A 26,337-nucleotide genomic window follows, 5' to 3' on the forward strand; every position below is an offset into this window, starting at 1 on the left:
ATTGAAAAGGTACCAATGCTAATAGTCCCCAATTTTCATCTTGTCTGTTGTATTTACCCGATTAGATATCATTTAACACATGAAAAGATTAGAAAAATTGTAGCTTTTTTAAACCTTTTCAAACTCTATCAGTATTGGCAAGAAGAAGACCTTCTGTTCAAAATTGATGGTACTGGGAAAGTTAGCTAGAGGGAGTAGTTAAATCCTGATGGAGTAAACGCAAATTCCACGAACGCTCATACGCTAAGTTGAATGAGGGATGTCACAATCATAGGGTTTGTAGGCTTTCCAAACAGAGATCTGTCTTTTTTGCTTCTTAAACACTAGTTCTATTTTACTTATACAAGACAACGTTGTCCACGGAAAATGTGTTATTTCTTATGGAATTTCCCTTTTAAATCCCAATAAATTCACACTTGATTATGAGAGAAGCCTGCCCTCCTTCAGGAGGGCAGGCTTCTCTCAAGAGATCATATCGTCCATTGGCCAAGATGGTCCAGAGAATAAGTGGGCTGTTCCTTTTTCTCCTTCAGCATCTCCTTCGGTGTCACACCCGTGTGCACCATCAGGGTATCGATTCCCGCACGGATCCCAGCCATGATGTCGGTGTCATAGTTATCTCCTACCATGAGGGTCTCTTCTTTACTGGTACCTAGTACCGTAAGAGCCTGTTCCATGATGATCGGTTCGGGTTTCCCGATAAATACTGGCTCCGTCCCCGTCGAAACGGTCACGACTGCCGTCAACGAGCCGTTCCCCGGGAGAAGTCCCCTTTCAGTGGGAATGGCGATGTCTCCATTGGTCGAGATAAACTCTGCCCCGTTCCGAACCGCAAGGCAGGCAAGCGATAATTTTTCATAATTGATCTCCCTGTCGATTCCAACAATGACGAAGTCCACACCTTCATCTTTCAGGGTGATTCCTTTATCCACGAGTGCATCGCGGATTCCTTCCTCACCAATGACATAGGCACTGCCACCGGCTTTACGATCATGTACGTATTGAGCGGTCGCCATCGACGTCGTAAACACTTGCGCGGCTTCCGCCGGGATATCAAATCCACGCAGCTTTTCTGCCACCTGTTCCGGTCTACGGGAGGAGTTATTCGTCACAAACAGATAAGGAATTCCCTTGTGTTGGAGACTGCGGATGAAATCACCCGCTTCTTCAATCTTTTCCGACCCTTTATACATCGTCCCATCCAAGTCGATGAGATACCCTTTATAATCCTTCATTTTCTTCACCTCATCAAGAAAACGCTTTCTGTACAGAAAGCGTTTTGTTATCAATTTTTAAATGCCGATACCGGTCCAAGCTCGTTCTCAAGATAGCTCCTGATTTGATAAGGGAACCGCTCCAGATTCGCCTTGATATCTTCCAGCAAGGCATGGATCTCCTGAATGTCGACAGACGGATAATCCTGAACAAGGTCCTTCCGTTTGGCAATGAACCGCTTGAAGTCTTCACTCATCGCTTCGTCGATCACGTTTTCATCGAGGAGGATATCAATGATATCATCATAACTCCCTGGATCCCTCATGATGAAACCATCGATCATGCTGTTGCCTACATCCAGGATCGATTCAATCAAGGTATGGGCAATCCGCTCAAGGGCAAGCTTCCCGTAGGGCTTGTCCCATCCCTGGCCTTCAGTATAGAGGACCAGTTGATGCTGCATGAATACGAGTCTTTCTTCAATCTTTTCCCTATCCACAAAATACATTATGTCCACCTCATCTCGCAGTACTGTCCCCATTTTATCACAGATTCCAGTAACCGACTAAGGACAGATGTTGCACATAAACCTGATTTTGTTATGATGAATGAAGCGATATACAAATGGAGGGAATACAAGTGGAAGAACGTTTTTATCTTTATGACGACATTGAACAGACCCGTACCCGCTTTGTCAGCTTCATGGGAGAAGAGCAGCGATACGACCTGGCCATCACCCAGACAGAACGCTACTACGGGAAATCCCTGGTTTTTGATCTGCAGGGTAACCGCTTCGCCATCATCGGGCGCGATGACCTGGATGAACCCGGTTATCTGGAAAGCACATTCAAGCTCACAGAAGAAGAAGCCATCGAATTAAGGGATTTCCTCTCTGAAGTCATCATGTAATCATGAATGAAGCTTCCCCGCCTTTCACATACTATTCCCAAACGAAAGTGAGGGAATACCATGCCGGATAAAGAGAATCAGTCGTATACAGACTTCTCCAATGTAGAAACGGGTAGAAACTTCCTCGTCCCTGAGACCCTTCCAGAAGGGCCGTATGGTTCGCCCATCGGGAAGAAGACCCCCGTTGAGAACAAAAGCACCCCCTGGAAAGACGGACAGCGCTATTATAGCGCCTTCAACTACGAAAACAAATCGCTCCATCAGGATATTCCTCGGCAAATGCCGGGTGCCCATCCTCCCCATGCGGATCCGGACCGGAATGAAGAACCGCCTTATACTGAAAATGAGTAAAAACAAAAGGAACAACATAGGCGTTGTTCCTTTTGTTCATTTCTTGACTTTTTTCACAAGAAAGTATGCACAACCGAAGTTACAGTACTCGTACAGGTAATCCTTATGGGTGCTCACCTTTGTATCAAAGGAAGACTTCTGGTTCTGATCATCGAAGAACCCCTTCAGCCGAAGCTGACCGTACCCCCAGTCCCCCAAGATGTAATCATATTTACTCAAGATATCACTGTAACGTTCCTTGAATGCTTCCTCATTGAATCCATCCCGATACTCATCTATGATTTCATAGCATGCATTCTGTATGCAGATCATATGCTCCCACCTACTTTCCTTTTTCTCTCTACTTTAAATTATAACGGATTGTCCATTAATTACTATGATAAATTGCATTTCAGGTTGGTCACCCTAGAAATAGGGGGTGTTTTGATTGAAGAAAACATTCGTAAGCTTTGCCATTCTCGGCCTAACTGTGACAAGTGCCGGCTGTAATGGCATCAACAAGTCGAATGAAGAAATGTTCCATGACAACGGAAATACGATCAATGTCAACGACAGAGAAGATCTCTATAACGAAGACAGCTGGACCAAAAAAGGCTCACAACGCGGGGAAGACTTCGGATACGTGCGACACCAAAAGAACCCCGGCAACAACGCCATGCCCATGAAGGATATGTACAGCATCAACAGGGAACAAGTGGCTGATACGATCAGTAAAATGAGCGTTGCCATCCCACATGTCAAAGACTGTGCGACCCTCGTTACCGACGAAGAGGTCCTCGTGTCATATGTAACGGATAAAACCGATAAAGACGGACGATTCAATGTCGCCGATCAGGTGAAAAAAACCGCCATGTCAGTCATCCCAAGATGGTACCACGTATATGTAACCGATGATAAAGCCCTCATGAGGGACGTCGAAAATCTGGCCAAGATGGATACCGATAGCGAGAACGTAAGCGACAGCATCGATAACACCATCAGCCTCATGCTACAGGATTCCCCCCAGGGCCGGGAAATAAACAACGGTGAAAACGCCAACGGCGAAATGTCCTCCGATTACGAAATGCAAGACGACGACGTCCACCAGATCAATCAGGATAAAATCAGAAAAGACTATATCATGGACTAACGAAAAGCGGAGGCGGGTCGCACTGAGGCGACAAGCATAAGGCGAAGCACTCAGAAAGGCGCCCTTTGCCTTTTTGAGTGCTTTGACTTATGACCTCGAGCCTCAACACGCCGGAGCTGGACATCACGAAAAGCGGAGGCGGGTCGCACTGAGGCGACAAGCATAAGGCGAAGCACTCGGAAAGGCGCCCTTTGCCTTTTTGAGTGCTTTGACTTATGACCTCGAGCCTCAACACGCCGGAGCTGGACATCACGAAAAGCGGAGGCGGGTCGCACTGAGGCGACAAGCATAAGGCGAGACATCCGGAAAGGAGTTCTTTGCCTTTTCGGTTGTCTTGACTTATGGCCTTGAGCCTCCCGTCCCCAAACATCAAGAAAGCATCCCGGGTTCCGGGATGCTTTTTGGGTATTATGCGTTTTGGATTTCTTGTTCACCAGCTGCCTGTCTTGCTTTGGCTGCCGCATTGACTTGTTCGTCCGCGTGGTACGAAGAACGTACAAGCGGGCCTGCTTCACAGTGGCTGAAGCCTTTTTCCATGGCGGCTTCACGAAGTTCTGCGAACTCATCTGGGTGGTAGTATTTTTGTACTTTGAGGTGCTTCTTGGAAGGCTGCAGATATTGACCGAGCGTCACGATATCCACATGGTTTGCACGAAGGTCGTCCATTGTTTCAAGGATCTCTTCCTTCGTTTCACCAAGCCCCACCATGATGCTTGATTTCGTCGGGATGTCAGGGTTGAGTTCTTTGGCACGGCGAAGGAACTCAAGGGTACGGTCGTACGTTGCACGGGCACGAACTCTTGGAGTCAAACGGCGTACCGTTTCCACGTTATAGTTCATGATATCCGGTTTCGCATCCATCAATGTTTTGATGTTTTCGAAAACTCCGCCCATATCGGATGGTAGTACTTCAATAGACGTGAAAGGACTCTTGCGGCGGATCGCACGCACCGTTTCAGCAAATACTTGGGATCCTCCATCTTTCAAATCATCACGAGCAACTGCTGTGACAACCACGTGTTTCAGGTTCATGAGCTGCACAGAATCCGCAACGCGTTCAGGTTCTGCCAGATCAAGTTCATTTGGAAGGCCTGTTTTGACCGCACAGAAGCGGCAGGCACGCGTACATACGTCACCAAGGATCATGAATGTAGCCGTACGGCGTGTTCCCCAGCATTCATGGATATTCGGACAGCGGGCTTCTTCACATACTGTGTGAAGATTCTTTTCCCTCATCATTTTCTTAAGACCCATATAATTATCATTCGTATTCAGCTTAATTTTAAGCCAATCCGGTTTTCTGATATGTTCTTCTTTCTTACTCATCCTCCACATCTCCTATCCTAAATAGTTGACTTAGGCAAAGAGTGAAACGCAAATACAGCTCGTTCATCTTATGTAAAAAAGCCATCATCAATAAGTCTCTTTTGTCACTTTATCATACTAAAAATGCGAAAACAAGCATGCTGACCATGATTACCATTTATTGATGTTAATGAAAATGCGTTCTGGAAACAAACTAAAAACAGATAGAAATCCTAGGAGGGTTGCCCTTGTTGAAAAAGGTGATATTCGCTGCTCTCATGTTCTTCTTCATTGTCATCCATCCGGTTCAACTGACCGTCGCAAAGGAAATGTCAGAGGAACAGATCCATAACAAAAGGATGGGGCTTTTCAAAAAAAATGAAGCCCTCACCCAGATTCCCTGGTATTATATGGCGGCCATCGATCAATACGAGAGGAGTTTACGCTTCTCCAGGCAGGACAGGGAAAAACCCACCTCGCCGATCTCCATTCACATCAGCCCTGAAACATGGACCGGCGCCCTCAATCCCAACCGGGAAGATGCCAATCCATTGACCATCTCCCTATTCGACGGGTTCGGTCGCGATGGAGACCTTGACGGGAAAGCCAGCCTGCTGAGTGATGAGGATCGCCTTGCATCCCTTTCCCACTTCATTCTCCGCTACGGGATCGATCACGATAATGTGAAGCTTGCCCTATGGGAGTATTACAAGCGGGATAAGACTGTCAGCATCATCATGGGGAAAGCACTGGTGTACAAGAAGTTCGACACGATCCACCTCAACGCGAAAGCATTCCCGCTCCCCCAGAGGTATAACTACAGCTACCGGAATACATGGGGTGATGCCCGGGGTTGGGGCGGTAAACGGATGCATGAAGGCACAGACCTGTTTGCCGATTACGGGGTACCGGTCCGGTCGACTTCATACGGCATCGTCGAAATGAAAGGATGGAATCGATATGGGGGATGGCGCATCGGAATACGTGATATCAATAATACGTATCACTATTATGCACATCTAAACGGATTCTCCAAAGATCTGAAGATCGGACAGGTCGTTAAGCCCGGCACGGTGATCGGAGGAGTGGGAAGTTCCGGATACGGCCCCCGGGGACGGCAGGAAAATTCCCGCCCCACCTTCATTATGGTATGTACAAAGACAATGGAATCACTGAGTGGTCCTTCGACCCGTATCCCCATCTGAAAATGTGGGAGCGGAAGGATCGGGCCAAGGGAGAATAAAAAAAGCAGACAAGGGAGGTCATCCCATCGTCTGCTTTTTCCTTATGCCTGCTTCTGCTTTTTCGAACTGATGACGGCATTGGCTATGCTCGCTACAAGTCCGCCCCAAATGATTACGATACCAACGATCATGCTGATGATTGCTCCTGTACCCATTAGCTTACCTCCTTGTATGTGGTGTCAGCTTCTGTTTTGGAGCTCCAACGCTTGACGGTAAAGAGGAATCCAAGTACAAGGGCAAAGGCTGCAACAGCCCATCCGCTTAAGTTGATGAACATATCTGGATACCCTTCATAGTTTCCGTTTTCAGTGTCAAATTGTTTCAGAAGATTGATTTTGAACAATCCAAACATCATGAAACCGAGGACAACCGGTGTGATGACTCCTAGACAAACCTTCCACCAGGCTCCGAGACGGATATCAGAGATTTCATTGGCATGCGCTTGAAGCGGGTTGAGCTTGCGCAAGAACCAAACGACCACGATGACTTCGATCAAGCCGACGAATGCCACTCCGAATTGATTGATGAAGTAGTCAGCTACATCGAGGAAGCGCAACCCGTTCTGAGTCGCAAATAGAATAGAGACAATTGCCGAAAGTCCACCGCCGAACAAGACAGCCTTCTTGCGGGAGATTCCAAATTTCTCTGAGACCGCTGCGACATATGTCTCTGTGATTGAAATAAGAGAGGTCAAACCGGCTAAGACGAGAGATGCGAAGAAAAGGAAGCCGAATAACCCATTGAGTGCAGGAAAAGAATTGATGATCTGCGGAAACACTACAAAGGCGAGACCAACGCCCCCACTAACGACATCCTGGACGGAAAGACCTTGGGATTGAGCCATGAATCCTAGTGCTGCAAAAACCCCAATACCGGCCAGCAACTCAAAACTGGAGTTACCAAATCCAGTGATGAACGCATTGTTGGTGATATCTGACTTCTTCGGAAGATAACTTGAGTACGTAATCATGATGGCGAATGCAATGGATAAACTGAAGAAAATCTGTCCATATGCTGCTACCCATACGCTTGGATCAGCGATCTTTGAGAAATCAGGTTTGAAGAATGCATCCAGACCTTCCATTGCACCAGGAAGAGTGACGGCTCTGATTACAATGATTAAAAAGATAATAACAAGTGCAGGAATGAAAATCTTATTGGCTACTTCAATTCCTTTCTTAACTCCCCGGAAGAGAATCCCCAACGCCACCGCCCAAACGATGACCAATGGAATGAACACTCCAGGTACAATGCTTCCCGTCTGTCCGGCATCCGCTGACAAATTCAAATATTTCCCGAAAAGAAACCCTTCTGTATCATCTCCCCATCCAAGATTGAAGGAGAATACGCTGTAAGACATGGCCCATGCAATGATGACCGAGTAGTAGGTCGAGATAATAAACGCAATGGCAACCTGCCACCAACCAAGCCATTCAAGCTTGCGGTTCATCCTGAAATAAGAGAGCGGAGCGGACCCTCGATATTTATGCCCGATCGTGAATTCCATGATCAAAAGTGGAATCCCCGCCGTTAAGAGGGCAAATAGATACGGGATGAAGAATGCCCCTCCTCCGTTCTCATAGGCGACTGCCGGGAATCGCCAGATATTCCCTAGTCCGATGGCGGATCCGACAGCCGCCATGATAAAACCTGCACGGGTGCCGAACTGACTGCGATTTTCCATCTTATTTCCCCCTGTGTCATTCCAATCGGATTCGATTGAAATTTTTATATTTTCTGAACATTAAATCTAAAGACAGTATAGCTAGTTCTAGGACAATTGTCAAAGAGATTTTTCATAATTCTGACACATTACAAGAGAATGCATTACTTATTCACCACGCCTCTTTCCCCATGTGAAGATGTACCTGCGGAGAACGGCTGACTCCCCATCATCCCCCAAAAAAAAGAAGCCGGGATGAATTCCCGGCTTCCTGCTAATGCTGTTCTGCCACTGTTTCTGATTTCTTCCCGATCAGGAACGACACACCCACGACAAGCACGATGACCGTCAGCAGCCCGAGCCACGTGTTCTCGGTGAATCCGAGGACAAGATAGCCGACTGCCGCTGCACCCGCTGCAATGAGGGCATATGGCAGCTGGGTGAGGACGTGGTCGATGTGATTGCTCCCTGCTCCGGTGGAGGAAAGGATGGTAGTATCCGAAATCGGAGAGCAGTGGTCTCCGAATACCGCTCCGGCAAGGACGGCCGCCATGGATGGAAGCAGGATCGTGATATCCGTATTGGCCGCGATCTCACCTGCAATCGGGAGAAGCAACCCGAAGGATCCCCAGGAAGTTCCCGTCGAAAAGGCCATGAATCCAGCCACAACGAACAGGATGAAAGGCAGGGCCGCTACAGGTATGCTCGATTGTTCAACGAGACCCGCAAGATACTTCCCTGTCTCCAATTCTCCGATCAGCGTAACGATCGTCCAAGCGAAGAACAGGATGTAAACGGCTGGCAACATCGACTTAACCCCCTCGATGATCCCTTTACCGAGTGCACTCCCTTCCACGCCTTTCATACTCACCTGTCTGAGGAAGAAGAGCAGGGAAACGATAAATCCGACAACCCCTCCGAGAATCAGCGAAAGTGTTACATCGGTGTTCTCGAACACTTTGAGAAGATCGAAGGATCCCACCGCACGGTATCCGGTCCACAGCATGGCACCGACCGTTCCGACGACGAGAGCAACAATCGGCCAGACAAGGTCACCGACTGTTCCCCTTGGGCTGACGGGAAGCTCATTTTTAAGTTCTCCTGGGATTTCTTTTGATGCATCATACAGCTCACCTGTCTGGATCGCTTTCACTTCATGCTCACGCATTTTCCCAAAGTCGATGCCCCTGATGGCAATCAACAATACGAAAAGGATCGTGGCCCAAACGTAAAAGTTCATCGGAACAACTTGCACGAAGGCAGAAAATGCCGAAATGTCGGTCACATTATGCGCAGCCAGGATCGTCCCCATGATGCCGATGATGTACGCCCCCCAGCTTGAAACCGGTGAAACCACACAAATGGGAGCTGAAGTCGAATCAATGATATAGGCAAGTTTTGCCCTTGAAATATTGTGACGGTCCGTGACAGGACGTGCTACCTGACCGACCGCAAGTGCATTAAAATAATCGTCGATGAAGATGATGATACCGAGTACGGCTGCAAGGAGTTGTGCACCCCTGCGGGTCTTCACTCGCTTGATGGCCCATTCACCGAAGGCACGGCTTCCGCCCGTGATATTGATGAATGCCGTGATGATACCAAGCAGAAGCAGGAAAAGGATGATGAAGATATTCCCTTTATTCCATTCTCCATCTGCGTATAGATTCCCGATGAAACCATCCCATACGAGGGAGATCGTTTCTACGATTGAAAAATTGGCTATTAAGAGTGCTGATGCTACAATCCCTACACCGAGGGATAAAAGTACCCTCCGCGTCAGTACGACCATCAAGATGGCCAAGAGTGGCGGGATCAATGAGTAAATGGTGTTTTCCATGAGTTCCTCCTATGAATTGATAGGGGGGAAGTGCTGAAACATGATAGAAGGCAAACAAAAAAGGCAATGATAGAGATACTATCATTACCTTGTCAGTAACGTAAGTGCTCCATCACGATCTGTAGCTCCCCATTATAGAGTACCTCTATAATGACAGTGTCATCCTTTTTCAAGATAACCCCAGCACCCATGCATTCGACATACATGGCTACTTCGGCAAAAGTTCCCTTTCATCTGTTCTCTCAGTTGTCATCCTCAAACAGCTTACTAATGAACCCTGCGCCTCTACCCCATCGGATTGATGATGTGGTTGCTTATAAAATTTTCTATACAACTATATCAAACTGCCGGGTCTTTGACAATGGATATTCCCTATATGGAAATATTTTAAACCATTCAACGCAAAAAAGACCCCACGATAGAGGGGGGTCATGTACGGGAAGGGATCCCGACTTCAAAATCCGGATCAAAGCCCGTGATGATGATATCAAATTCCTTGCTCAAATCGATTTCATAAGGGGTTTCCAGACGTTCTCCCAGCTCTTCGACGATCCGTACAACAGGACGGTCGGTCACCCCTTGATTCTGCTCGGCCACGATGGCTTTCCGATCATCATTCAGCTCGATGATCATCCCATTCGGATAGATGGCCACGGAGCGCCTGAAGGCTTCGATGACCTCCCTGTCGAACAGGGTCCCCGCTCCTGCATAAAGGATCTCGAGCGCCTGATGGGGAAGCATGGCATCCCGGTATACCCGGTTGGAGGTCATGGCATCAAAGACGTCAGCGACCGCGATGATCTTGGCGAATGGATGGATATCTTCTTCTGTGATTCCCCTTGGATACCCGGATCCGTCTAATCTCTCATGATGCTGATACGCACAGTGCGCTACCAGGATGGATACCGAATGGAGACCGCGGAGAATTTCGAATCCCCTCTCGGAATGGAGTTTGATTTCAGCAAATTCCGCTTCCGTCAGTCTGCCCGGCTTCATGAGGATTTCCTCCGATATGCACATTTTGCCGATATCATGAAGAATCGCTCCAACCCCGAGCTGTTCGAGCTGCTTTTGGGGAAGATTCAGCTTAAGGCCGATCGAAAGGGTATAGAGTGTCACATTGAACGAATGATGGAAGATATAAGAATCATAGGAGAAAACATCTGTCAGGATCGTCAGAAGGTCATTGTTCTCCTTGACTTCCTGCAGGACGACTCCGATGATGCCAGTCATTTGCCTAGCACTCTCCTCAAACAACACGCTTTTCGGGATGCCCGATTGCTTGACCTGACTGAATGCCTTCTCGATGCTTTTGATCGTCTCCTGTCTCACTTTCTTTGAAACGGTCTCTTTGACCTCGATTCCATGGGAAAGAGAATCTTCGATATAAACATATTGAATATTCAACTCTAACAGCCGCTGAATCATGCGGTCCGTGAGCGGCACGCGATCATGAATCAGCATCTTTCCTCTCATGTTATAGACCGGTGAACCTAGAACCATGCCGGATCTGATGGACCTTGTAGAAATGAGCATCATACTAATCTCCTATATATCCCCTTCATTTTTCGACAAAATTTACTAATATGTCCATTATAAAGGAAACCTGTAATTCTGCAAGGTATAATTACCTATTGCAAGGATTATTCATAGAAGAAAGGAAAACCTGTTGCTTCAATTATTCATTTTGCCGAGTTTCCACCCAAGGACATCCCGCAAGAACTCAGGCATGAAATACTTTTTCGGTTTTGTTTTTAGAGAAGGGAAGAAGTGACCGAATGTAAACATATCCGGCAGTGCCACCTTGTAGCTCTCATGAGGATCAAGACGCTCTCCTTCCACCAACAGATCACCTTCAGTAAAGCTGATATTGGTGTAAACGAATTGCCCGAGGACCTTACCCCTGAATCCCAGACCTTTCACTTCAAGAGCTGGCCACGATTCATTTAAGGTGAGCGTGATGATCTCCTTCAGCTCTTCTCCCGTGAGCGTGATCAGACACGGATTAATCGGGTGTGGCAGGATGTGATGCAGGTCCCTCTTTGTGACGGCCCCTGTTTGCAGGCCTTCCATGAGGAGTCCCGCATTCACGAACGAACAATCGGCATCTGTCCACTCCATGAGCGCTTCACTGAGAAGGAGTGGTAGCGGCGACGGAGCATACCAGTCGACGGAGAGCCCTGTTTTCAGATCAGCAATTTCTTCCTCCAGTAATGCTTGACCCTCCAGTACCCACCTTCGTTTTTCATCCGGCTCAACCCCGGTCTCAGGAAGATCTTCATACGCATAGAGCCCGGCTTTCCTCGTGAGGATTTTCTTGCTTGAAGAATCCACTTCGATCACCATATGACCGACAAAATTCCCGTACTTGCCCGCTGCACCGAGAAGGGTGCCGTTGACCTCCTTCCCTTCCTGAAGGATGTGATGGGTGTGGGCTCCGAGGATGACGTCCACTTCGGGGAACTCCTCCCCGATCCATTCATCATCACGGATGCCCAGATGGGATAAAAGGATGAGCACGTCCACTTTCGGCCTCAGTTCGTCCAACAGCTTCCTCAGCTCAGCGATCGGCTCGGTGACGGTCCAGCCCAGCGCCTGATAAAAAGGATAGAAAGGCGCCGTTAAACCAAGGACCCCGATCTTCACGTCCCCTTTCGTCCGGTAGATCTGATAAGGGGTGACCCAATCCGGCATCGCCATGGATTCGTCGAAGAGGTTCCCAAGGATGATCGGGAATGCCGCTTCATCATACAGGTGATTCAATTCTTCATGATCAAGGGTGATGCCCTCGTTGTTCCCGATCGTGACTCCGTCGTACCCTGCTTCGTTCAGGAACTTGATGTTACCCTTTCCGAGGGTGGCCTCTGTGAGAGGATGGGAGCGATCGACATGATCTCCTACATCAAATACGAAGACCTCTTCTCCTTCGCTCTCATGCAGCAGTCTCCGGTCCTTCATGAGGTCCCTTATCCTCGACCAGTGCTCAAAATGACTATGCAAATCATTGGTGTGATAAATATGGATCGTTTCTTTCAATTAAGTTCACTCCTGTAAGGCTTTGCCTTTTTCTACATGTGCATCAGAACAGATCCAGCTGCTTCGGTGCAAGGCCGCTGTACTGTATTCCAAGCAGTTCGATCATCTGTTTGGCATTATCCGCTGCGTCACCGCCTGAATTATTATTGAAAAGGATATACAGATCCTTCGATTCTTGCTCAAGCTTCCTGATATGGGGAATCCACTCCTCAAGCTCGGCCTGATTATACCGGTAGAGATAACGGACCTCACGCCAGTTTTCCTGACCCGTGTGATTCCAGCCATACACATTCCGTCCGTGGAACCGGATGAGGGTGGCATCTCCATTCGTCGCTTCGACCACTCTTGGGACAGATCCCTCTCCAGCCTGAGGCTCATCACAGATCGAATGGATCCAGTCTTCATCCTTCATGAAACCGAGCGTCCCCTGGCGGAAATCAGGTGAATACCAGCTTTGGTGACGAAACTCAAGAGACACCGGGATCCCCTGCATCTGTTCCCTACAATATCTGATATAGTTCACATTATCTTTTGTACAGTCGAACCATGGCGGGAATTGGAATAGGACCATGGCAAGCTTACCGCTCTCTAGGAATGGAACGAGGGATTCCTTGAATGCCTCAAACATGGCATCCTTTGATTCAAACGGGATCTCACCGCGCTGATGCCCCGTCATCCCCTGATAGGCCTTCACGATGAATCGGAACGCATCAGGTGTTTCATCCACCCATTTCCTTACATTCTTCACCGGCTGTACGGCATAAAAGGATGCATCCACTTCCACCACCGGGAAGTGGGCGCCGTACTCCTTCAGCTTATCCCTTGCCGGGACGTTTTCATAAAGGGTGTCATGGTCCCCCCACCCAGTCACGCCAACATAGATCATCGTTCAGCACCTGCCTTTTATGTGAATTCATTCTATCACACAACCCATTCGATTTCCGTTTGGAGGTGTCGGAATTGCTTATTAAAATGACCTCATGATCCCTTTTAACCCTTTCATCCAAAAGTTAACAAGTTTGTCATGAAGAAATGTCTAGTTTGTGAAATACTGAACAAACTTATCGTCTTTTTTCTCTTACTTGCTTATACTGAAAGTGTAGAGGAGCTAGCCCTCTTAAAACGGAATCAGGGAGTGAATGGTGATGGTAAACGCATTTTTACGTAACAATAAAGCAGTGGCAGGCGTATTGACGATTATCAGGCTGTATCTGGGGTACTTCTGGCTGACTTCCGGCATTGGGAAGATCACCGGTGGATTCGAAGTCACCGGGTTCCTCCAGGGAGCAATTGGCAAGGCGACAGGTGATCATCCGGCTGTACAGACGTGGTGGGCAACCTTCCTTGAACAGGTCGCACTCCCTAACCATGAGTTGTTCGCCACACTCGTCATGTGGGGAGAGGTTCTCGTCGGAATCGGCTTGATCCTCGGACTGTTCACGAATCTTGCAGCCCTCGGCGGCATCACGATGAACTTCAGCTTCCTTCTCAGCGGAACCACCAGCACCAACCCACAGATGGTCATCCTCACGATCTTCCTGCTTGTCGCAGGAGCGAATGCCGGCCGGTGTGGACTGGATCGGTGGGTAATGCCTTATGTGAAGAAACAGCGGCAAAATCGAAAAGGGCATAAGAAGTTAGCTCCGGCGGTATAGGACCCTGTGAACGGACCACCAACAGGAAATTTTCTTCCTTAAGAAGATAAAAAAGACGGAGCCGAAATGGGCTCCGTCTTATCATCTGCGTTGATTATTATCCGATTGAACCTTCCATCTCAAACTTGATCAGACGGTTCATTTCAACGGCATATTCCATTGGAAGTTCTTTCGTGAACGGCTCGATGAAGCCCATTACGATCATTTCCGTTGCTTCTTCTTCTGAGATTCCACGGCTCATCAAGTAGAAGAGCTGCTCTTCAGAAACCTTCGATACTTTCGCTTCGTGCTCAAGGGAAATGTTATCGTTCAGGATTTCGTTGTAAGGGATCGTATCAGAAGTGGATTGGTTATCCATGATCAGCGTGTCACACTCGATGTTCGAGCGTGCGCCTTCCGCTTTGCGTCCAAAATGCACGATTCCGCGATACGTTACTTTCCCACCGTGTTTCGAGATGGATTTGGAAACGATCGTAGAGGACGTGTTCGGTGCAAGGTGGATCATTTTGGCACCGGCATCCTGATGCTGCCCTTTACCCGCAAGTGCGATAGAAAGCGTCATACCACGGGCGCCTTCCCCTTTAAGGATGACAGCAGGGTATTTCATCGTCAGTTTTGAACCGATGTTTCCATCGACCCATTCCATCGTTGCGTTCTCTTCACATACTGCACGCTTCGTTACAAGGTTGTAAACGTTGTTCGCCCAGTTTTGGATCGTTGTATAACGGCAGTACGCATTTTTCTTGATGATGATCTCGACGACAGCCGAGTGGAGGGAGTTCGTTGTGTAGACAGGTGCTGTACATCCCTCTACGTAATGAACGCTCGCATCTTCATCAACGATGATGAGCGTACGCTCGAACTGACCCATATTCTCCGAGTTGATACGGAAGTAGGCTTGAAGTGGCGTATCCACTTTGATGCCCTTCGGTACATAGATGAAGGATCCACCTGACCATACAGCCGAGTTCAATGCTGCGAACTTGTTGTCTGTAGGCGGGATGACTTTCGCCCAATGCTCACGGAACAGCTCTTCATTTTCTTTAAGAGCAGAATCTGTGTCCTTGAAGACGATCCCCATTTCCTCGAGGTCTTCCTGCATGTTGTGGTAAACCACTTCGGACTCGTACTGAGCCGATACACCGGCAAGGTATTTTTGCTCTGCTTCAGGGATTCCAAGCTTATCGAACGTCTGCTTGATTTCTTCCGGAACTTCATCCCAGCTGCGCTCGGACTTCTCAGATGGCTTCACGTAGTACGTGATATCATCGAAATTCAGTTCCTGAAGATTTCCTCCCCACTGAGGCATCGCCATATTATAGAAATGATCCAATGATTTCAAGCGGAAATCAAGCATCCATTTCGGTTCATCTTTCATACGGGAGATCTCTTCAACGATTTCCCGCGTCAAACCGCGTTTTGAACGGAAAATCGATACGTCTTTATCGCTAAAACCGTATTTGTAATCTCCGATCTCAGGCATCTTCTTCGCCATGTTGATTCCTCCATTCGTTAATGGAGCAAGAAGAAAAGCTTAGTTCTGCTCTTCTTCACGCACTCCTTTTTCCATCGCCTTCCACGCGAGCGTCGCACACTTGATGCGGGCCGGGAACTTGGCGACTCCTTGTAATGCTTCTATATCTCCAAGATCGACATCATCGTCATAGTCATTTCCTTGCATCATATCCGAGAAGATCTTCGAAAGCTTGAGTGCTTCGTCGATCTCCTTGCCTTTGACCGCTTGGGTCATCATGGATGCCGAAGCCATGGAGATGGAACATCCTTCTCCGTCGAACTTCGCATCCTGGACGATCCCGTCTTCCACTTTCAGTGTAAGGTGGATGCGGTCACCGCACGTCGGGTTGTTCATATCGATGGTAAAGCTGCCATCATCGAGAGAACCCTTATTCCGTGGATTCTTGTAATGATCCATGATGACCTGCCGATAGAGCTGATCTAAGTTATTAAAAGACATCGCTGAAAAACTCCTTCGTCTTCACTAGCCCCGCGACCAATCTGTCGATTTCTTCTTCTGTGTTGTACAGATAGAAGCTGGCGCGGGCTGTTGCTGATACATTGAGCCATTTCATCAGCGGCTGTGCACAGTGATGGCCGGCACGGACGGCTATGCCTTCCGAGTCAAGGACGGTAGCGACATCGTGTGGATGGACGTCATCGATGTTGAACGTCACGAGTCCGGCACGCTGTGCAGGATCCTGTGGTCCGAAGATCTTCATGCCTTCCACAGCACTCATTTTTTCAAGGGCATAAGCGGCAAGCTTATGTTCATGGGCTTCAATGTTGGAAAGACCGATATCTTCGAGGAAGTCGATGGCGGCCCCAAGACCGATCGCACCAGCGATGATCGGGGTGCCCCCTTCGAACTTCCACGGGAGCTCTTTCCAGGTAGAGTCGTAAAGCCCGACGAAATCAATCATTTCGCCGCCGAACTCTACCGGCTCCATCGCTTCCAGGTGCTTCTTCTTCCCGTACAGAACACCGATTCCAGTAGGTCCGACCATCTTATGGCCTGAGAAGGCAAAGAAATCACAGTCGAGATCCTGCACGTCGATCTTCATATGCGGGGCAGCCTGGGCACCGTCCACCATCATGACCGCTCCGTTTTCATGGGCGATTTTCGTGATCTCCTTGATCGGATTCATCGTACCGAGTACGTTTGAGACCATCATGATGGCCACGATTTTCGTCTTGGACGTGATCGTTGCACGGACATCCTCCAGGGTGATGGTTCCATCTTCCTGCAGGGGAACGTACTTCAGGACGGCCCCTTTTTCCTTGGCAAGCTGCTGCCATGGAATGATGTTGCTATGGTGCTCCATGTGGGTGATGACGATTTCGTCGCCTTCTTCCACATTGGCGCGGCCGTAGCTTGCTGCGACGGTGTTGATGGATGTCGTCGTCCCACGGGTGAAGATCACTTCTTCCGTAGTCGCCGCATTGATGAAGTAGCGTACCTTTTCACGTGCTCCTTCATATCCATCCGTCGCCCTTGTACCGAGGGTATGGACCCCGCGGTGGACGTTCGAATTATAGCCTTTATAGTAGTCGCTCACAGCCTCGATGACCGAAATCGGTTTTTGAGAGGTGGCTGCACTATCCAGATACACCAATGGATGGCCGTTCACTTCCTGGTCGAGAATCGGAAAATGTTTACGAATCTCTTGAATATCCATTAGTTGACTTTCCTTTCGATTACCTCGACAAGCTGTTTCTTCACGCCCTCGATCGGCAGCTGGTTGACAACCGGCGCCAGGAATCCGTGAATCACGAGACGTTCAGCTTCTTTCTGAGGGATCCCGCGGCTCATGAGGTAGTAAAGTTGAAGCGGATCAACGCGCCCTACAGAGGCAGCATGTCCTGCAGTTACATCGTCTTCATCGATCAATAGGATCGGATTTGCATCTCCGCGCGCTTTTTCACTCAGCATGAGGACGCGTGATTCCTGCTCGGCATTCGATTTCGAAGCACCGTGCTCGATCTTTCCGATTCCATTGAAGATGGAAGAAGCTTCATCTTTCATCACACCATGTTTAAGGATGTAGCCTTCGGAATTTTTACCGAAATGAACAACCTTGGTGGTGAAATTCTGCTTTTGTTTACCGCGACCGACAACGACTGATTTCGTATCGCCGTAAGAACCGTCACCGATCAGGTTCGTCACGTTTTCAGAAACCGTATCTCCGTCGTTCATCAGGCCTAGTGCCCACTCGATGCGCGCATCACGTGATGCCACACCGCGTCGGTTGACGTATGTCGTCACTCCGCTGTTAAGGGTATCCACGGCACCGTAAGCGACCTTGGCATTATCCTTAGCCACGACTTCTGATACGATGTTGAACACGCCATTCTCCACGTCCACTGTAGAAAGATAGTTTTCCACATAAGTGACAGAACTATTGTCTTCTGCCACAACAAGTACGTGGTTGAACATGGCTACTTCCGCATCATCATGGATGAATACGGCCTGAACAGGTTCAGTCAGCTCCACATTTTTAGGAACGTAGAGGAACGTACCTCCGTTCATAAGGGCCGCATGAAGAGCGGTAAGCTTGTTCTCATCCACTTTCACACCATCGGTCATGAAGTATTTTTGGACAAGGTCACTGTGCTCTTTCACAGCAGTGAAGATATCGGTGAAGATGACGCCGTTGTCCTTCAGTTCATCCGTGATCTTCAAGTGGGCAGGAGTATTATTGCGCTGGATATACAGGCTCCCTGATTCACTTTCAGATTCTACTAGTGCTTTAATTTCTTCGGGCAGCTCGCTCATGGATGAAAACGCAGCACTTTCGACTGTATGCTTCTGGAATTGAGTGAAGTTCCAGTTGGTGATCTTCGTTTTATCCGCAACAGGGAGGTTCAGGTGTGAGACTTTGGCGAATGCGTCTGTACGCAGGGCCGTCATCCATTCTGGTTCTCCGAGTTGTTTTGAGTAGGAGCTGACATAGTCTTGATCTACTGGTAGTTTCGTTTCTACAGTCATATTCATCCTCCTAACTCTTACGCTTCTTGGCCGACAGTTTCGTCTTTGATTCCCAGTTCTTCTTTGATCCAGTCATAGCCTTCTGCTTCAAGGCGTTGAGCAAGTTCTTTACCGCCGGACTTCACAACGCGTCCTTGCATCATCACGTGAACGTGATCAGGTGTGATGTAGTTCAACAGACGTTGATAGTGAGTGATGATGAGGCAGCCGAAGTCTTCTCCGCGCATTTTGTTGATTCCTTTTGAAACGACTTTAAGGGCATCGATATCAAGTCCTGAATCGATCTCATCAAGGATGGCGATCTTAGGCTGAAGCATCATCAACTGAAGGATTTCGTTACGTTTCTTCTCCCCACCGGAGAATCCTTCGTTCAAGTAACGCTGTGCCATATCCGGATCCATTTCAAGGTATTCCATTTCGGAATCCATTTTGCGGATGAACTTCATAAGGGAGATTTCTTCCCCTTCTTCGCGTCGGCTGTTGATGGCAGAACGAAGGAAGTCGGCATTCGTCACACCGCTGATTTCACTTGGATATTGCATAGCCAGGAAAAGACCTACGCGTGCGCGTTCGTCCACTTCCATTTCAAGGACATCTTCACCGTCGAACGTGATGCTTCCTTTTGTCACTTCGTATTTCGGGTGACCCATGATTGCAGATGAAAGAGTGGATTTACCAGTACCATTCGGTCCCATGACCGCGTGAATTTCTCCACCTTTGATTTCAAGGTTGACACCCTTGAGGATTTCTTTACCTTCGATCTCAACATGAAGATCTTTGATTGTTAAAGTAGAACCTGCCATGTATATTACCTCCGTGACTTTATAAATGAAATAAAGGGATTCTTTATCCATTCTCAATTTATTATCATTACAATCTTATAACAAATAAAAGCTATAATCAACTTTTTCAGACAAAAGGGGACGGCATGGAAACGGGAAAAAATACCCTTCTATTGTTGGCCCAAACGCCCTTCTGCATACATGATTCGCCCTTTGACCGAATCATGTTCCCACATCCCCTACCTTATCACGGATGGATGACCATTTAAACCTCTATACATAAGAAAAACCAGTGATTCATCCATCACCGGCTCCTCCGTCATTCTTCTATATATTAGCATGCACTTTTCGATCGAGTGCAGCAATCATCCTGCGGCTTTCCCTATAATCCTTCTCTCTCTGCTTCTCTACTTGCATCCGAACTTCATGCTTTCGTTTGTACACCTCGTACCCTACTCCGTGGGCTCCATGCATGGCCTTTTCCATTTCGCTTGTGTACGACATACTGTCAAGAGAGTCGATAGTGAATCATTCCTTTCAGGTTTTTGTGTTACTCATTAAGGATACTACCCTGCCATTCTTTTGCCAAAACGTGTGTGGGGTGATTTTTTGAGAAAATCATCCTTCACTCCTGTTCTGCACTAAATTGTCAGACTTTCTTACACGTTTCCGCCTGTATCCTCCTGAAAGGAGTTCATCCTCTTTGAAAAGCGAAAAAAGAGAGTCCGAAGACCCTCCTTTCCGTTTAATGCTTCAGTTCATTGAGATCGTGCATGGATTGTTGTACAAGCGTGACAGCCTGGCTCATGGCTGCACCGCCGCCGAATGCAGCGGTCACACCCACGGCTTCAAGGATTTCTTCTTCCGTACACCCTTGATCGAGACAGCCCTTTGTATGGTAGATGATGCAGTACTCATCTTGAGAATACAAACTGATGCCAAGGGCGATCAGCTGCTTCTCTTTCTTCGATAGTACTCCTTCACGGAAACAATGCTCCGTGAAAGCATTGTATTGTTGCGCCAGCTCCGGCATTTTTTCAGTGAAGATCCCGAGCCCCGTCTTGTAATCGAGCAGGGCCGCTTCCGTTGTATTTCTAGGCTCTACCTGCATTCACTTTCAGCTCCATTCTAATTCGAGTGATCGAAAATAGTATGAGCTTATTGCAAAAAGATTATGTTTGGTATTTATTCTTTGACCGGAACGACGGACCCTTTCCACTCTTTATTGATGAAGTCCTGGATCTCATCAGACTGGAGCACCTTGACAAGCTCCTTGATCTCTTTTTTGTTTTCATCACCTTTTTTGACTGCAATGATGTTCACATACGGTGAATCCTTGTCTTCGATGGCAATGGAATCCTTGACCGGATCCAGTCCGCTATCGATGGCATAGTTGGAGTTGATGACGACGGCATCGCCTTCCTCGTTATTGTAAAGCTGAGTAAGAAGCGCCGGCTCATATTCGTAGTCAAATTTCAGCTTTTTAGGATTTTCGGCGATATCATCCAGTGTTGCTTGGGTTTTATCGATTCCATCCTTCAGTTTGATCAGCCCGTTTGCTTCAAGCAGGGTAAGGATCCTTCCGTGTTCTGCCACGGAGTTACTGAATAGAATGGTTCCGCCTTCCGGGATATCTTTAAGGGATTTATGCTTCTTCGAGTAGACAGCCATCGGTTCAATGTGAATTCCGCCGGCACTGACGAAATCATATCCGTGTTCTTTCTTTTGCCCCTCAAGGTAAGGAATGTGCTGGAAGTAGTTCGCATCCAGGTCCCCGCTGTCCAGATCTTTATTCGGAAGTACGTAATCCTGATACGTCTCGATCTTCAGGTCGATCCCTTCTTTTTCAAGGATCGGTTTTGCTTCTTCCAGAATCTCAGCATGAGGGACGTTAGATGCTCCGACCACGAGTTCCTTTGAATCGCCTGAGCTACCGTTGCTCCCGCTGGTTCCGCATGCTGCCAATCCTACAATACTTGCTGCTGCAATCGTGCCCACTAACCATTTTTTCATCTGATTTCTCTCCTTTTTATCGTTTATCTATTTTATTGGTGAAATAATCACCGACAAGCTGAATGATGAATACAAGAACCAGGATCAAGATGGTCGCCGCCAGGGTGACATCGGTCCTGCTGCGCTGGAATCCGTCCAGGAAAGCAAGGTTTCCCAGTCCCCCTGCACCGATGACGCCCGCCATTGCGGTGTAACCGACTAATGCGATGGCCGTCACTGTGATTCCGGAGATGAGGGCAGGCATGGATTCAGGAAGAAGGACCTTCATGATGATGGTGCTCGTTTTTGCTCCCATCGCTTTTGCCGCCTCGATGACCCCTTTATTGACTTCGCGCAGGGCGATCTCGACCATGCGGGCATAGAACGGGGCAGCCCCGATGATCAAAGCAGGCAACGCTGCGTTCGCCCCTCGGATCGTACCAATCAACACTTTGGTGAAGGGGATCAACAGGACGATCAGGATGATGAAGGGGATCGACCGGAAGACATTGACCACAGCGTTGGTGATGGAATAGGCCACCTTATTTTCCCAGATGTTCCCTTTTGATGTGAGGAACAATAAAATCCCTAGTGCGAGCCCGAGGACAAATGTTACGATCACCGACATACCAGTCATATACAGGGTCTCAAGAGTGGCTTCCCACATCTTTTCCCAATCGACGTTCGGAAAGATTTTCTCGATCATCGCTCCATCACCTCCACTTTCACCGATTGTTCTTCAGCGAAGGCGACCGCCTGATCGAGGATTTCACGTTCACCCTTCAGATGGATGAACAGCGTGCCGAATGCTCCTTTTTGAGTTTGCGAAATCTGGCCCTGAAGGATGTTCACCTCAAGATCGAACCTTCGGATCAGTGAGGTGATGAGAGGCTGATCCGTACCGCTTCCAACGAATGTAAGCTTCAACACTTTCCCATCCGGATACTGATCGAGGATGTCATCCGACTCCTGCTGCTGTGCGACCTCTTTCACGAAGCGCTTCGTCACTTCCTGACGCGGATTACGGAATACCTCTAGGACATCCCCCTCTTCGACCACTTTTCCCGCTTCCATGACCGCCACCCTGTGACAGATTTTACGGATGACGTGCATTTCGTGGGTGATGAGGACGATGGTGAGCCCAAGACGCTCATTGATATCAACAAGAAGATCCAGGATGCTGTCCGTGGTTTGGGGATCCAGTGCGGACGTAGCTTCATCACATAGGAGCACCTTCGGATCATTCGCAAGTGCCCTTGCAATCCCGACGCGCTGCTTCTGACCTCCACTGAGTTGCGCCGGATAAGCATCCCCCCTGCCTTCAAGTCCTACCAGATGGAGAAGTTCATTCGCCTTCCTGATCCGTTCTCCTCTTGGCACTCCGGCTATCTCGAGTGGGAACTGGATGTTTTCAAGTACCGTACGGGACCAAAGGAGATTGAAATGTTGAAAGATCATCCCCATGGACTGCCGGGCTTCACGGAGTTTACGTCCCTTCGCCTTTGATATCACTTGACCGTTCACATCCACAGATCCATCAGTGGGTAGCTCGAGCCCATTCAGCATCCGGATCAACGTGCTCTTTCCTGCACCGCTGTACCCGATGACACCGAAGATTTCCCCATCCTTGATGGTCATATCCACCCCATCGACAGCTGACACCGTACCATTTTTGGTTTGAAAGATTTTTTTTACATCAGAAATCGTAATCATGTTGTATCCACCTCGTCATCAGTAAAACCACCTGTTTACTAGGAATTATATCCAAATACGTCATTATTGTTAAAACATCCAACCTCATTTTTTGAAAAACAAAAATGCCTCCCTGCGATAAGCAGAAAGGCATACTATTTCAATAGTTGACTTTCCCTCATCTGTCGAAGCCTTCGCTTCGAGTGAATTGGCACCATTTCAATTTTAATTGACGGTTGCCGGGTTTCATCGGGCACTTCCCTCCACCACTCTAAATAAGAGATAAACGTTATTCAATTATTCATACTAAATACTCAGAAATTTGTTACTAAACAGATACTATCACCGAATAAACAAGGTGTCAATTCTTTTTTGCACATTATACGCTCACTGGTTCGACCATGTGAAATCGGGTCAACCAAAGCACCGATTCAGCAAACAACAGATGCCGGTAACCTCCACGGACTTCGATTTCCTTTTTATCGACAAGGGAAGTCAATCGTTCATTCCCTTCAAGTAAAGCAATCAACCGCCGGACATCTCCAGCCGTTATCGTCAGGTTGGGATCTGGGTGAGGATCGGGAAGTACGTTGCAGCCCTTATTAGAAATGGACAGACTGTGGCCGCTAGTGCCGCATTGGAAATGTAGGACGAACGGGGTGTCTGGAAATAACAATTGTAAGTGATACCTGGTCTCGCATTGATCTACGACTTTCTCTAAATACTCTCTCATGCAACCCCTCCAGTATCTCGGATACTTAACTAATTCCACTATTGGATAGTTTATCCTCCTGTACTTTCTCGACAGATTGTGGACGCACTGTCGAAGGAAGGACCCAACAGACAATAAGTTGGCGGGTTCGCTTCATTTCCCGAGAAATATGTCCCGGTATGTAGAAAAGTCGCAGTAGTTTCCGTGAGAATCTTTCAGTTTCTATTACCATTCGAACAAAAAAAAGGCCTTTTCGGCCCTTTATGCTACCTTATTCAAAGCTTCATACAAAAACGGTACAGATTGAAACGCATAGATCCGTTCCACCTCGACTCCATCTTTGAATAGCAGGAGGCAAGGAACGCTTTCGACCGCATGCTCTGTTGCAAATCCTGCCAGGTAATTCAGATTTGCCTTTGCAAAAACGAATGGTTGAGGCAGTTTCTCTACAATATCAATCATCCTACCTGCAACCTGGCAGGTGCCGCACATGGGGGTGTACAGATAGAGCGCAAGCAGTCTTTCATTCTCCCGTATCGTGTGCAGCGCTTCCTGGCTGTTCAACTCTTTCAAAGCTAATTCATCCTTTTTCCAAGATATTGTTTGTGGACATCAATGTTGGCTCCGATCAAGACGGAAGCGAGGTGATATTCAGGGGCAGCCGCCACTTCCTTGTACATCCTGTCGATATACAGGTGACCCGCTTCGGGGAACTCCCGCTTGAATTGCTTGCGGAGTTTCTCACCGGCTTCATCGGCATCCACCAAGATGTATACATCCCTGTCGAATAATGAATCGATTAGTTCGTCCATTTTGGTCAGACTGATCGTACCATTGGTACAGATGATTTCTACGGGCTCACTGATGATATCTTTAACCTTTCGTTTGTCGGATGTCCCTTCTACGATCAGAACTTTTTCATCCACGACTTCCATGACAATCACCTTGACTTTCAGTGAAGTAGTAAAAGATTTGATGGATCCACTTATTATCTCTATTTTCTCATGTCAGTGGGATTTTGCAAAGGATTTGATCCAAAAGAACACCGGGGGTGATCCCCCGATGTCATTCTAACACCATCCACCTTCATCGCAATCCGTATAGCGGGCATCATGCCCTTCTGATGAGGTATAGCTCTGGTAGATTTTGTTTTCTTTCGCCTCGAAATTCGGCTGCATGCTGATCCCCTCCAACGAAAGGGGGACTTTCCCGATTGACTGGTTATCGAGGAACAGCTCAATGGAGCCATCCTTCACTTTTCCAATGACACGATCGGTCACATCGGCCTGTTTGGGTGTAAGCATGACCATCATCCTTTCCTTAAAGGTTGAATTTATCTTGCCCCTCCGGATAAAAAAACACCTTGAGAATTTATCCCAAGGTGTTCCTGTTTTAGCCTTCGTTGATCATTTTATCGTATTCTTCAGATGTCATCAGTTTGTCCACTTCACCAGCGTCTGAAGGTTCCACAACAACCATCCATGCTTTCTCGTATGGAGATTCGTTGACGAATTCAGGGCTGTCAGACAGGTCTTCGTTCACTTCGACCACTTTTCCTGATACAGGAGCGTAAAGTTCAGAAACGGTCTTGACCGATTCAACGCTTCCGAAAGGCTCGTTCGCTTTGACTTCATCGCCGACTTCCGGCAGCTCGACAAAGACGATGTCACCAAGTTCTGATTGTGCGAATGCTGTGATTCCGATTCGGACGTTACCGCCTTCGGACTTTACCCATTCATGTTCTTCTGAATAACGCAGTTCTTTCGGTGTGCTCATCTTTATCCCTCCACATGCTAGTTATACAAACTAATATTGACACATTCTTTAAGAGAAAAGCAAGGAAGTCTTGCACAAATATTCTGTTGCTTCCATTACTTCCAAGCATCTTCAAACGTTTCTTCCTTGAAGCCGAGGGTCACCTTTTGACCATTGGTCGTGAGGGGGCGCTTGATCAGCATCCCATCTGAAGCCAGTAGTTCGAGGAGTTCGTCGTCTGAGGCGGTATTTATCTTGTCTTTCAAGCCTAATTCCCTGTATTTCATGCCGCTTGTATTGAAGAATTTTTTCAGGGGCAGTCCGCTTTTTTCATAAAGTTCTTTCAGCGTTTCCTTAGACGGTGGCTCCTCGACAATATGTATTTCGTTGAAGTCAACATCTTCTTGTTCAAGCCATTTTTTCGCCTTGCGGCATGTCCCGCATTTAGGGTAGGAATAGAATGTGATTGCCATTGTTTTCACCACCTTTCGTTTGAGTGCTTTCCTCTTCATTATATCCGTTTTTGTCCTTGGCGAACAATACCGGCTGTCGA

30 protein-coding genes, 1 pseudogene and 2 riboswitches are annotated in these 26,337 nt (G+C 47.8%); of the genes and pseudogenes, 5 read left to right on the top strand and 26 right to left on the bottom strand.

Going from position 1 to position 26,337, the window contains the following annotated elements:
- Nucleotides 1-470: 470 nt before the first annotated feature.
- Both D5E69_RS17655 and D5E69_RS17660 read right to left on the bottom strand, forming a co-directional pair.
- Nucleotides 471-1,235, bottom strand: a complete 765-nt coding sequence (locus tag D5E69_RS17655; RefSeq protein WP_048007035.1) for a TIGR01457 family HAD-type hydrolase — start codon at nucleotides 1,233-1,235, stop codon at nucleotides 471-473.
- Nucleotides 1,236-1,285: 50 nt separating this feature from the next.
- Entirely contained in the window at nucleotides 1,286-1,723 is a 438-nt protein-coding gene (locus D5E69_RS17660; protein ID WP_048007036.1) for a DUF86 domain-containing protein, read from the bottom strand.
- Between the two features lie 131 nt (nucleotides 1,724-1,854).
- Between D5E69_RS17660 and D5E69_RS17665 the strand changes: the two genes are divergently transcribed.
- Together D5E69_RS17665 and D5E69_RS17670 are read left to right on the top strand one after the other, a co-directional pair.
- Nucleotides 1,855-2,124, top strand: a complete 270-nt coding sequence (locus tag D5E69_RS17665) for a DUF3055 domain-containing protein (RefSeq protein ID WP_048007037.1) — start codon at nucleotides 1,855-1,857, stop codon at nucleotides 2,122-2,124.
- A gap of 60 nt (nucleotides 2,125-2,184) precedes the next feature.
- A complete protein-coding gene (locus D5E69_RS17670) occupies nucleotides 2,185-2,475 on the top strand; it encodes a hypothetical protein (protein ID WP_048007038.1) in 291 nt (96 codons plus the stop codon).
- Between the two features lie 36 nt (nucleotides 2,476-2,511).
- On the opposite strand, the gene D5E69_RS17675 is transcribed toward D5E69_RS17670, so the two are convergent.
- Entirely contained in the window at nucleotides 2,512-2,787 is a 276-nt protein-coding gene (locus D5E69_RS17675) for a YutD family protein (RefSeq protein WP_048007039.1), read from the bottom strand.
- 115 nt (nucleotides 2,788-2,902) lie between these two features.
- Between D5E69_RS17675 and D5E69_RS17680 the strand changes: the two genes are divergently transcribed.
- Nucleotides 2,903-3,604: a YhcN/YlaJ family sporulation lipoprotein gene (locus D5E69_RS17680; RefSeq protein ID WP_048007040.1), complete on the top strand. Its 702-nt coding sequence runs from the start codon at nucleotides 2,903-2,905 to the stop codon at nucleotides 3,602-3,604.
- Nucleotides 3,605-4,012: 408 nt separating this feature from the next.
- On the opposite strand, the gene lipA is transcribed toward D5E69_RS17680, so the two are convergent.
- Nucleotides 4,013-4,930, bottom strand: coding sequence for a lipoyl synthase (gene lipA, locus D5E69_RS17685; protein ID WP_048007041.1), 918 nt, complete (start codon nucleotides 4,928-4,930; stop codon nucleotides 4,013-4,015).
- Nucleotides 4,931-5,187: 257 nt separating this feature from the next.
- On the opposite strand from lipA, the pseudogene D5E69_RS17690 reads away from it, so the two are divergent.
- Nucleotides 5,188-6,152: pseudogene (locus D5E69_RS17690) on the top strand (M23 family metallopeptidase).
- 42 nt (nucleotides 6,153-6,194) lie between these two features.
- Here D5E69_RS17690 and D5E69_RS17695 read toward each other — a convergent pair.
- From D5E69_RS17695 to D5E69_RS17720, 6 genes are all read right to left on the bottom strand, one after another.
- A complete protein-coding gene (locus D5E69_RS17695; RefSeq protein ID WP_079515657.1) occupies nucleotides 6,195-6,308 on the bottom strand; it encodes a methionine/alanine import family NSS transporter small subunit in 114 nt (37 codons plus the stop codon).
- Nucleotides 6,308-7,837 (bottom strand): sodium-dependent transporter, encoded by a 1,530-nt coding sequence (locus D5E69_RS17700; RefSeq protein ID WP_063190414.1) that lies wholly within the window; start codon nucleotides 7,835-7,837, stop codon nucleotides 6,308-6,310. The genes D5E69_RS17695 and D5E69_RS17700 overlap by 1 nt, the downstream gene beginning before the upstream one ends.
- A 253-nt stretch (nucleotides 7,838-8,090) precedes the next feature.
- Nucleotides 8,091-9,656, bottom strand: a complete 1,566-nt coding sequence (locus D5E69_RS17705; RefSeq protein WP_048007043.1) for a Na+/H+ antiporter NhaC family protein — start codon at nucleotides 9,654-9,656, stop codon at nucleotides 8,091-8,093.
- Between the two features lie 114 nt (nucleotides 9,657-9,770).
- A riboswitch (Lysine riboswitch) is annotated at nucleotides 9,771-9,952 on the bottom strand.
- A gap of 133 nt (nucleotides 9,953-10,085) precedes the next feature.
- Nucleotides 10,086-11,195, bottom strand: a complete 1,110-nt coding sequence (locus D5E69_RS17710) for an HD-GYP domain-containing protein (protein ID WP_159129972.1) — start codon at nucleotides 11,193-11,195, stop codon at nucleotides 10,086-10,088.
- A 135-nt stretch (nucleotides 11,196-11,330) separates the two neighbouring features.
- Nucleotides 11,331-12,692, bottom strand: a complete 1,362-nt coding sequence (locus tag D5E69_RS17715; RefSeq protein ID WP_063190416.1) for a bifunctional metallophosphatase/5'-nucleotidase — start codon at nucleotides 12,690-12,692, stop codon at nucleotides 11,331-11,333.
- A 43-nt stretch (nucleotides 12,693-12,735) separates the two neighbouring features.
- Nucleotides 12,736-13,578 (bottom strand): DUF72 domain-containing protein, encoded by an 843-nt coding sequence (locus D5E69_RS17720; RefSeq protein WP_159129973.1) that lies wholly within the window; start codon nucleotides 13,576-13,578, stop codon nucleotides 12,736-12,738.
- A 259-nt stretch (nucleotides 13,579-13,837) separates the two neighbouring features.
- Here D5E69_RS17720 and D5E69_RS17725 point away from each other — a divergent pair, with 259 nt between their 5' ends.
- Nucleotides 13,838-14,347 (top strand): DoxX family protein, encoded by a 510-nt coding sequence (locus D5E69_RS17725; protein WP_063190418.1) that lies wholly within the window; start codon nucleotides 13,838-13,840, stop codon nucleotides 14,345-14,347.
- 97 nt (nucleotides 14,348-14,444) lie between these two features.
- Here the strand turns inward: D5E69_RS17725 and sufB are convergent, their stop codons facing one another.
- From sufB to D5E69_RS17800, 16 genes are all read right to left on the bottom strand, one after another.
- On the bottom strand, nucleotides 14,445-15,842 hold the full coding sequence (gene sufB / locus D5E69_RS17730; RefSeq protein ID WP_048007050.1) for a Fe-S cluster assembly protein SufB: 1,398 nt from the start codon (nucleotides 15,840-15,842) through the stop codon (nucleotides 14,445-14,447).
- A 39-nt stretch (nucleotides 15,843-15,881) separates the two neighbouring features.
- Nucleotides 15,882-16,322 carry a Fe-S cluster assembly sulfur transfer protein SufU gene (gene sufU, locus D5E69_RS17735; RefSeq protein ID WP_048007051.1) on the bottom strand — a complete coding sequence of 147 codons (441 nt, stop codon included), beginning with the start codon at nucleotides 16,320-16,322 and terminating at the stop codon, nucleotides 15,882-15,884.
- Entirely contained in the window at nucleotides 16,312-17,541 is a 1,230-nt protein-coding gene (locus D5E69_RS17740) for a cysteine desulfurase (protein WP_148796492.1), read from the bottom strand. The genes sufU and D5E69_RS17740 overlap by 11 nt, the downstream gene beginning before the upstream one ends.
- Complete coding sequence (gene sufD / locus D5E69_RS17745) at nucleotides 17,541-18,851, bottom strand: Fe-S cluster assembly protein SufD (RefSeq protein ID WP_148796490.1); 1,311 nt, start codon at nucleotides 18,849-18,851, stop codon at nucleotides 17,541-17,543. The genes D5E69_RS17740 and sufD overlap by 1 nt, the downstream gene beginning before the upstream one ends.
- Before the next feature lie 17 nt (nucleotides 18,852-18,868).
- Nucleotides 18,869-19,654 carry a Fe-S cluster assembly ATPase SufC gene (gene sufC, locus D5E69_RS17750; RefSeq protein ID WP_048007054.1) on the bottom strand — a complete coding sequence of 262 codons (786 nt, stop codon included), beginning with the start codon at nucleotides 19,652-19,654 and terminating at the stop codon, nucleotides 18,869-18,871.
- A 306-nt stretch (nucleotides 19,655-19,960) separates the two neighbouring features.
- Nucleotides 19,961-20,137 carry a YuzK family famiily protein gene (locus D5E69_RS23415; RefSeq protein ID WP_162838966.1) on the bottom strand — a complete coding sequence of 59 codons (177 nt, stop codon included), beginning with the start codon at nucleotides 20,135-20,137 and terminating at the stop codon, nucleotides 19,961-19,963.
- A 241-nt stretch (nucleotides 20,138-20,378) separates the two neighbouring features.
- Nucleotides 20,379-20,744 (bottom strand): carboxymuconolactone decarboxylase family protein, encoded by a 366-nt coding sequence (locus D5E69_RS17755; protein WP_048013290.1) that lies wholly within the window; start codon nucleotides 20,742-20,744, stop codon nucleotides 20,379-20,381.
- A 74-nt stretch (nucleotides 20,745-20,818) separates the two neighbouring features.
- The gene (locus D5E69_RS17760) at nucleotides 20,819-21,646 is read right to left on the bottom strand and encodes a MetQ/NlpA family ABC transporter substrate-binding protein (protein WP_048007056.1); all 828 of its coding nucleotides are present in this window, start codon (nucleotides 21,644-21,646) and stop codon (nucleotides 20,819-20,821) included.
- Between the two features lie 16 nt (nucleotides 21,647-21,662).
- A complete protein-coding gene (locus tag D5E69_RS17765) occupies nucleotides 21,663-22,331 on the bottom strand; it encodes a methionine ABC transporter permease (RefSeq protein WP_048013292.1) in 669 nt (222 codons plus the stop codon).
- Nucleotides 22,328-23,338 carry a methionine ABC transporter ATP-binding protein gene (locus tag D5E69_RS17770; protein ID WP_048007058.1) on the bottom strand — a complete coding sequence of 337 codons (1,011 nt, stop codon included), beginning with the start codon at nucleotides 23,336-23,338 and terminating at the stop codon, nucleotides 22,328-22,330. Before D5E69_RS17770 ends, D5E69_RS17765 begins: the two co-directional genes overlap by 4 nt.
- A gap of 154 nt (nucleotides 23,339-23,492) precedes the next feature.
- Nucleotides 23,493-23,599: riboswitch (SAM riboswitch) on the bottom strand.
- Nucleotides 23,600-23,696: 97 nt separating this feature from the next.
- On the bottom strand, nucleotides 23,697-24,050 hold the full coding sequence (locus D5E69_RS17775) for a hypothetical protein (protein WP_048007059.1): 354 nt from the start codon (nucleotides 24,048-24,050) through the stop codon (nucleotides 23,697-23,699).
- 240 nt (nucleotides 24,051-24,290) lie between these two features.
- Entirely contained in the window at nucleotides 24,291-24,602 is a 312-nt protein-coding gene (locus D5E69_RS17780) for a thioredoxin family protein (RefSeq protein WP_048007060.1), read from the bottom strand.
- A gap of 2 nt (nucleotides 24,603-24,604) precedes the next feature.
- Entirely contained in the window at nucleotides 24,605-24,964 is a 360-nt protein-coding gene (locus D5E69_RS17785; protein WP_048007061.1) for a toprim domain-containing protein, read from the bottom strand.
- A gap of 135 nt (nucleotides 24,965-25,099) precedes the next feature.
- Nucleotides 25,100-25,333: a YusG family protein gene (locus tag D5E69_RS17790; protein ID WP_222115231.1), complete on the bottom strand. Its 234-nt coding sequence runs from the start codon at nucleotides 25,331-25,333 to the stop codon at nucleotides 25,100-25,102.
- An 88-nt stretch (nucleotides 25,334-25,421) separates the two neighbouring features.
- Entirely contained in the window at nucleotides 25,422-25,805 is a 384-nt protein-coding gene (gene gcvH / locus D5E69_RS17795; protein ID WP_048007063.1) for a glycine cleavage system protein GcvH, read from the bottom strand.
- A gap of 95 nt (nucleotides 25,806-25,900) precedes the next feature.
- Entirely contained in the window at nucleotides 25,901-26,257 is a 357-nt protein-coding gene (locus D5E69_RS17800; RefSeq protein WP_048007064.1) for an arsenate reductase family protein, read from the bottom strand.
- Between the last annotated feature and the right edge of the window lie 80 nt (nucleotides 26,258-26,337).

Source organism: Rossellomorea marisflavi (genome assembly GCF_009806575.1).
Taxonomy (GTDB): Bacteria; Bacillota; Bacilli; order Bacillales; family Bacillaceae_B; genus Rossellomorea; species Rossellomorea marisflavi_A.

What these genes read in the sequence shown, in the direction of transcription:
- D5E69_RS17655 (WP_048007035.1), bottom strand. Translation starts at nt 1,235, where the DNA reads ATGAAGGATTATAAAGGGTATCTCATCGACTTGGATGGGACGATGTAT.
- D5E69_RS17660 (WP_048007036.1), bottom strand. Translation starts at nt 1,723, where the DNA reads ATGTATTTTGTGGATAGGGAAAAGATTGAAGAAAGACTCGTATTCATG.
- D5E69_RS17670 (WP_048007038.1), top strand. Translation starts at nt 2,185, where the DNA reads ATGCCGGATAAAGAGAATCAGTCGTATACAGACTTCTCCAATGTAGAA.
- D5E69_RS17675 (WP_048007039.1), bottom strand. Translation starts at nt 2,787, where the DNA reads ATGATCTGCATACAGAATGCATGCTATGAAATCATAGATGAGTATCGG.
- lipA (WP_048007041.1), bottom strand. Translation starts at nt 4,930, where the DNA reads ATGAGTAAGAAAGAAGAACATATCAGAAAACCGGATTGGCTTAAAATT.
- D5E69_RS17695 (WP_079515657.1), bottom strand. Translation starts at nt 6,308, where the DNA reads ATGGGTACAGGAGCAATCATCAGCATGATCGTTGGTATCGTAATCATT.
- D5E69_RS17700 (WP_063190414.1), bottom strand. Translation starts at nt 7,837, where the DNA reads ATGGAAAATCGCAGTCAGTTCGGCACCCGTGCAGGTTTTATCATGGCG.
- D5E69_RS17705 (WP_048007043.1), bottom strand. Translation starts at nt 9,656, where the DNA reads ATGGAAAACACCATTTACTCATTGATCCCGCCACTCTTGGCCATCTTG.
- D5E69_RS17710 (WP_159129972.1), bottom strand. Translation starts at nt 11,195, where the DNA reads ATGATGCTCATTTCTACAAGGTCCATCAGATCCGGCATGGTTCTAGGT.
- D5E69_RS17720 (WP_159129973.1), bottom strand. Translation starts at nt 13,578, where the DNA reads ATGATCTATGTTGGCGTGACTGGGTGGGGGGACCATGACACCCTTTAT.
- D5E69_RS17725 (WP_063190418.1), top strand. Translation starts at nt 13,838, where the DNA reads ATGGTAAACGCATTTTTACGTAACAATAAAGCAGTGGCAGGCGTATTG.
- sufB (WP_048007050.1), bottom strand. Translation starts at nt 15,842, where the DNA reads ATGGCGAAGAAGATGCCTGAGATCGGAGATTACAAATACGGTTTTAGC.
- sufU (WP_048007051.1), bottom strand. Translation starts at nt 16,322, where the DNA reads ATGTCTTTTAATAACTTAGATCAGCTCTATCGGCAGGTCATCATGGAT.
- D5E69_RS17740 (WP_148796492.1), bottom strand. Translation starts at nt 17,541, where the DNA reads ATGGATATTCAAGAGATTCGTAAACATTTTCCGATTCTCGACCAGGAA.
- sufD (WP_148796490.1), bottom strand. Translation starts at nt 18,851, where the DNA reads ATGACTGTAGAAACGAAACTACCAGTAGATCAAGACTATGTCAGCTCC.
- sufC (WP_048007054.1), bottom strand. Translation starts at nt 19,654, where the DNA reads ATGGCAGGTTCTACTTTAACAATCAAAGATCTTCATGTTGAGATCGAA.
- D5E69_RS23415 (WP_162838966.1), bottom strand. Translation starts at nt 20,137, where the DNA reads ATGTCGTACACAAGCGAAATGGAAAAGGCCATGCATGGAGCCCACGGA.
- D5E69_RS17755 (WP_048013290.1), bottom strand. Translation starts at nt 20,744, where the DNA reads ATGCAGGTAGAGCCTAGAAATACAACGGAAGCGGCCCTGCTCGATTAC.
- D5E69_RS17760 (WP_048007056.1), bottom strand. Translation starts at nt 21,646, where the DNA reads ATGAAAAAATGGTTAGTGGGCACGATTGCAGCAGCAAGTATTGTAGGA.
- D5E69_RS17765 (WP_048013292.1), bottom strand. Translation starts at nt 22,331, where the DNA reads ATGATCGAGAAAATCTTTCCGAACGTCGATTGGGAAAAGATGTGGGAA.
- D5E69_RS17770 (WP_048007058.1), bottom strand. Translation starts at nt 23,338, where the DNA reads ATGATTACGATTTCTGATGTAAAAAAAATCTTTCAAACCAAAAATGGT.
- D5E69_RS17775 (WP_048007059.1), bottom strand. Translation starts at nt 24,050, where the DNA reads ATGAGAGAGTATTTAGAGAAAGTCGTAGATCAATGCGAGACCAGGTAT.
- D5E69_RS17785 (WP_048007061.1), bottom strand. Translation starts at nt 24,964, where the DNA reads ATGGAAGTCGTGGATGAAAAAGTTCTGATCGTAGAAGGGACATCCGAC.
- D5E69_RS17790 (WP_222115231.1), bottom strand. Translation starts at nt 25,333, where the DNA reads ATGCTTACACCCAAACAGGCCGATGTGACCGATCGTGTCATTGGAAAA.
- gcvH (WP_048007063.1), bottom strand. Translation starts at nt 25,805, where the DNA reads ATGAGCACACCGAAAGAACTGCGTTATTCAGAAGAACATGAATGGGTA.
- D5E69_RS17800 (WP_048007064.1), bottom strand. Translation starts at nt 26,257, where the DNA reads ATGGCAATCACATTCTATTCCTACCCTAAATGCGGGACATGCCGCAAG.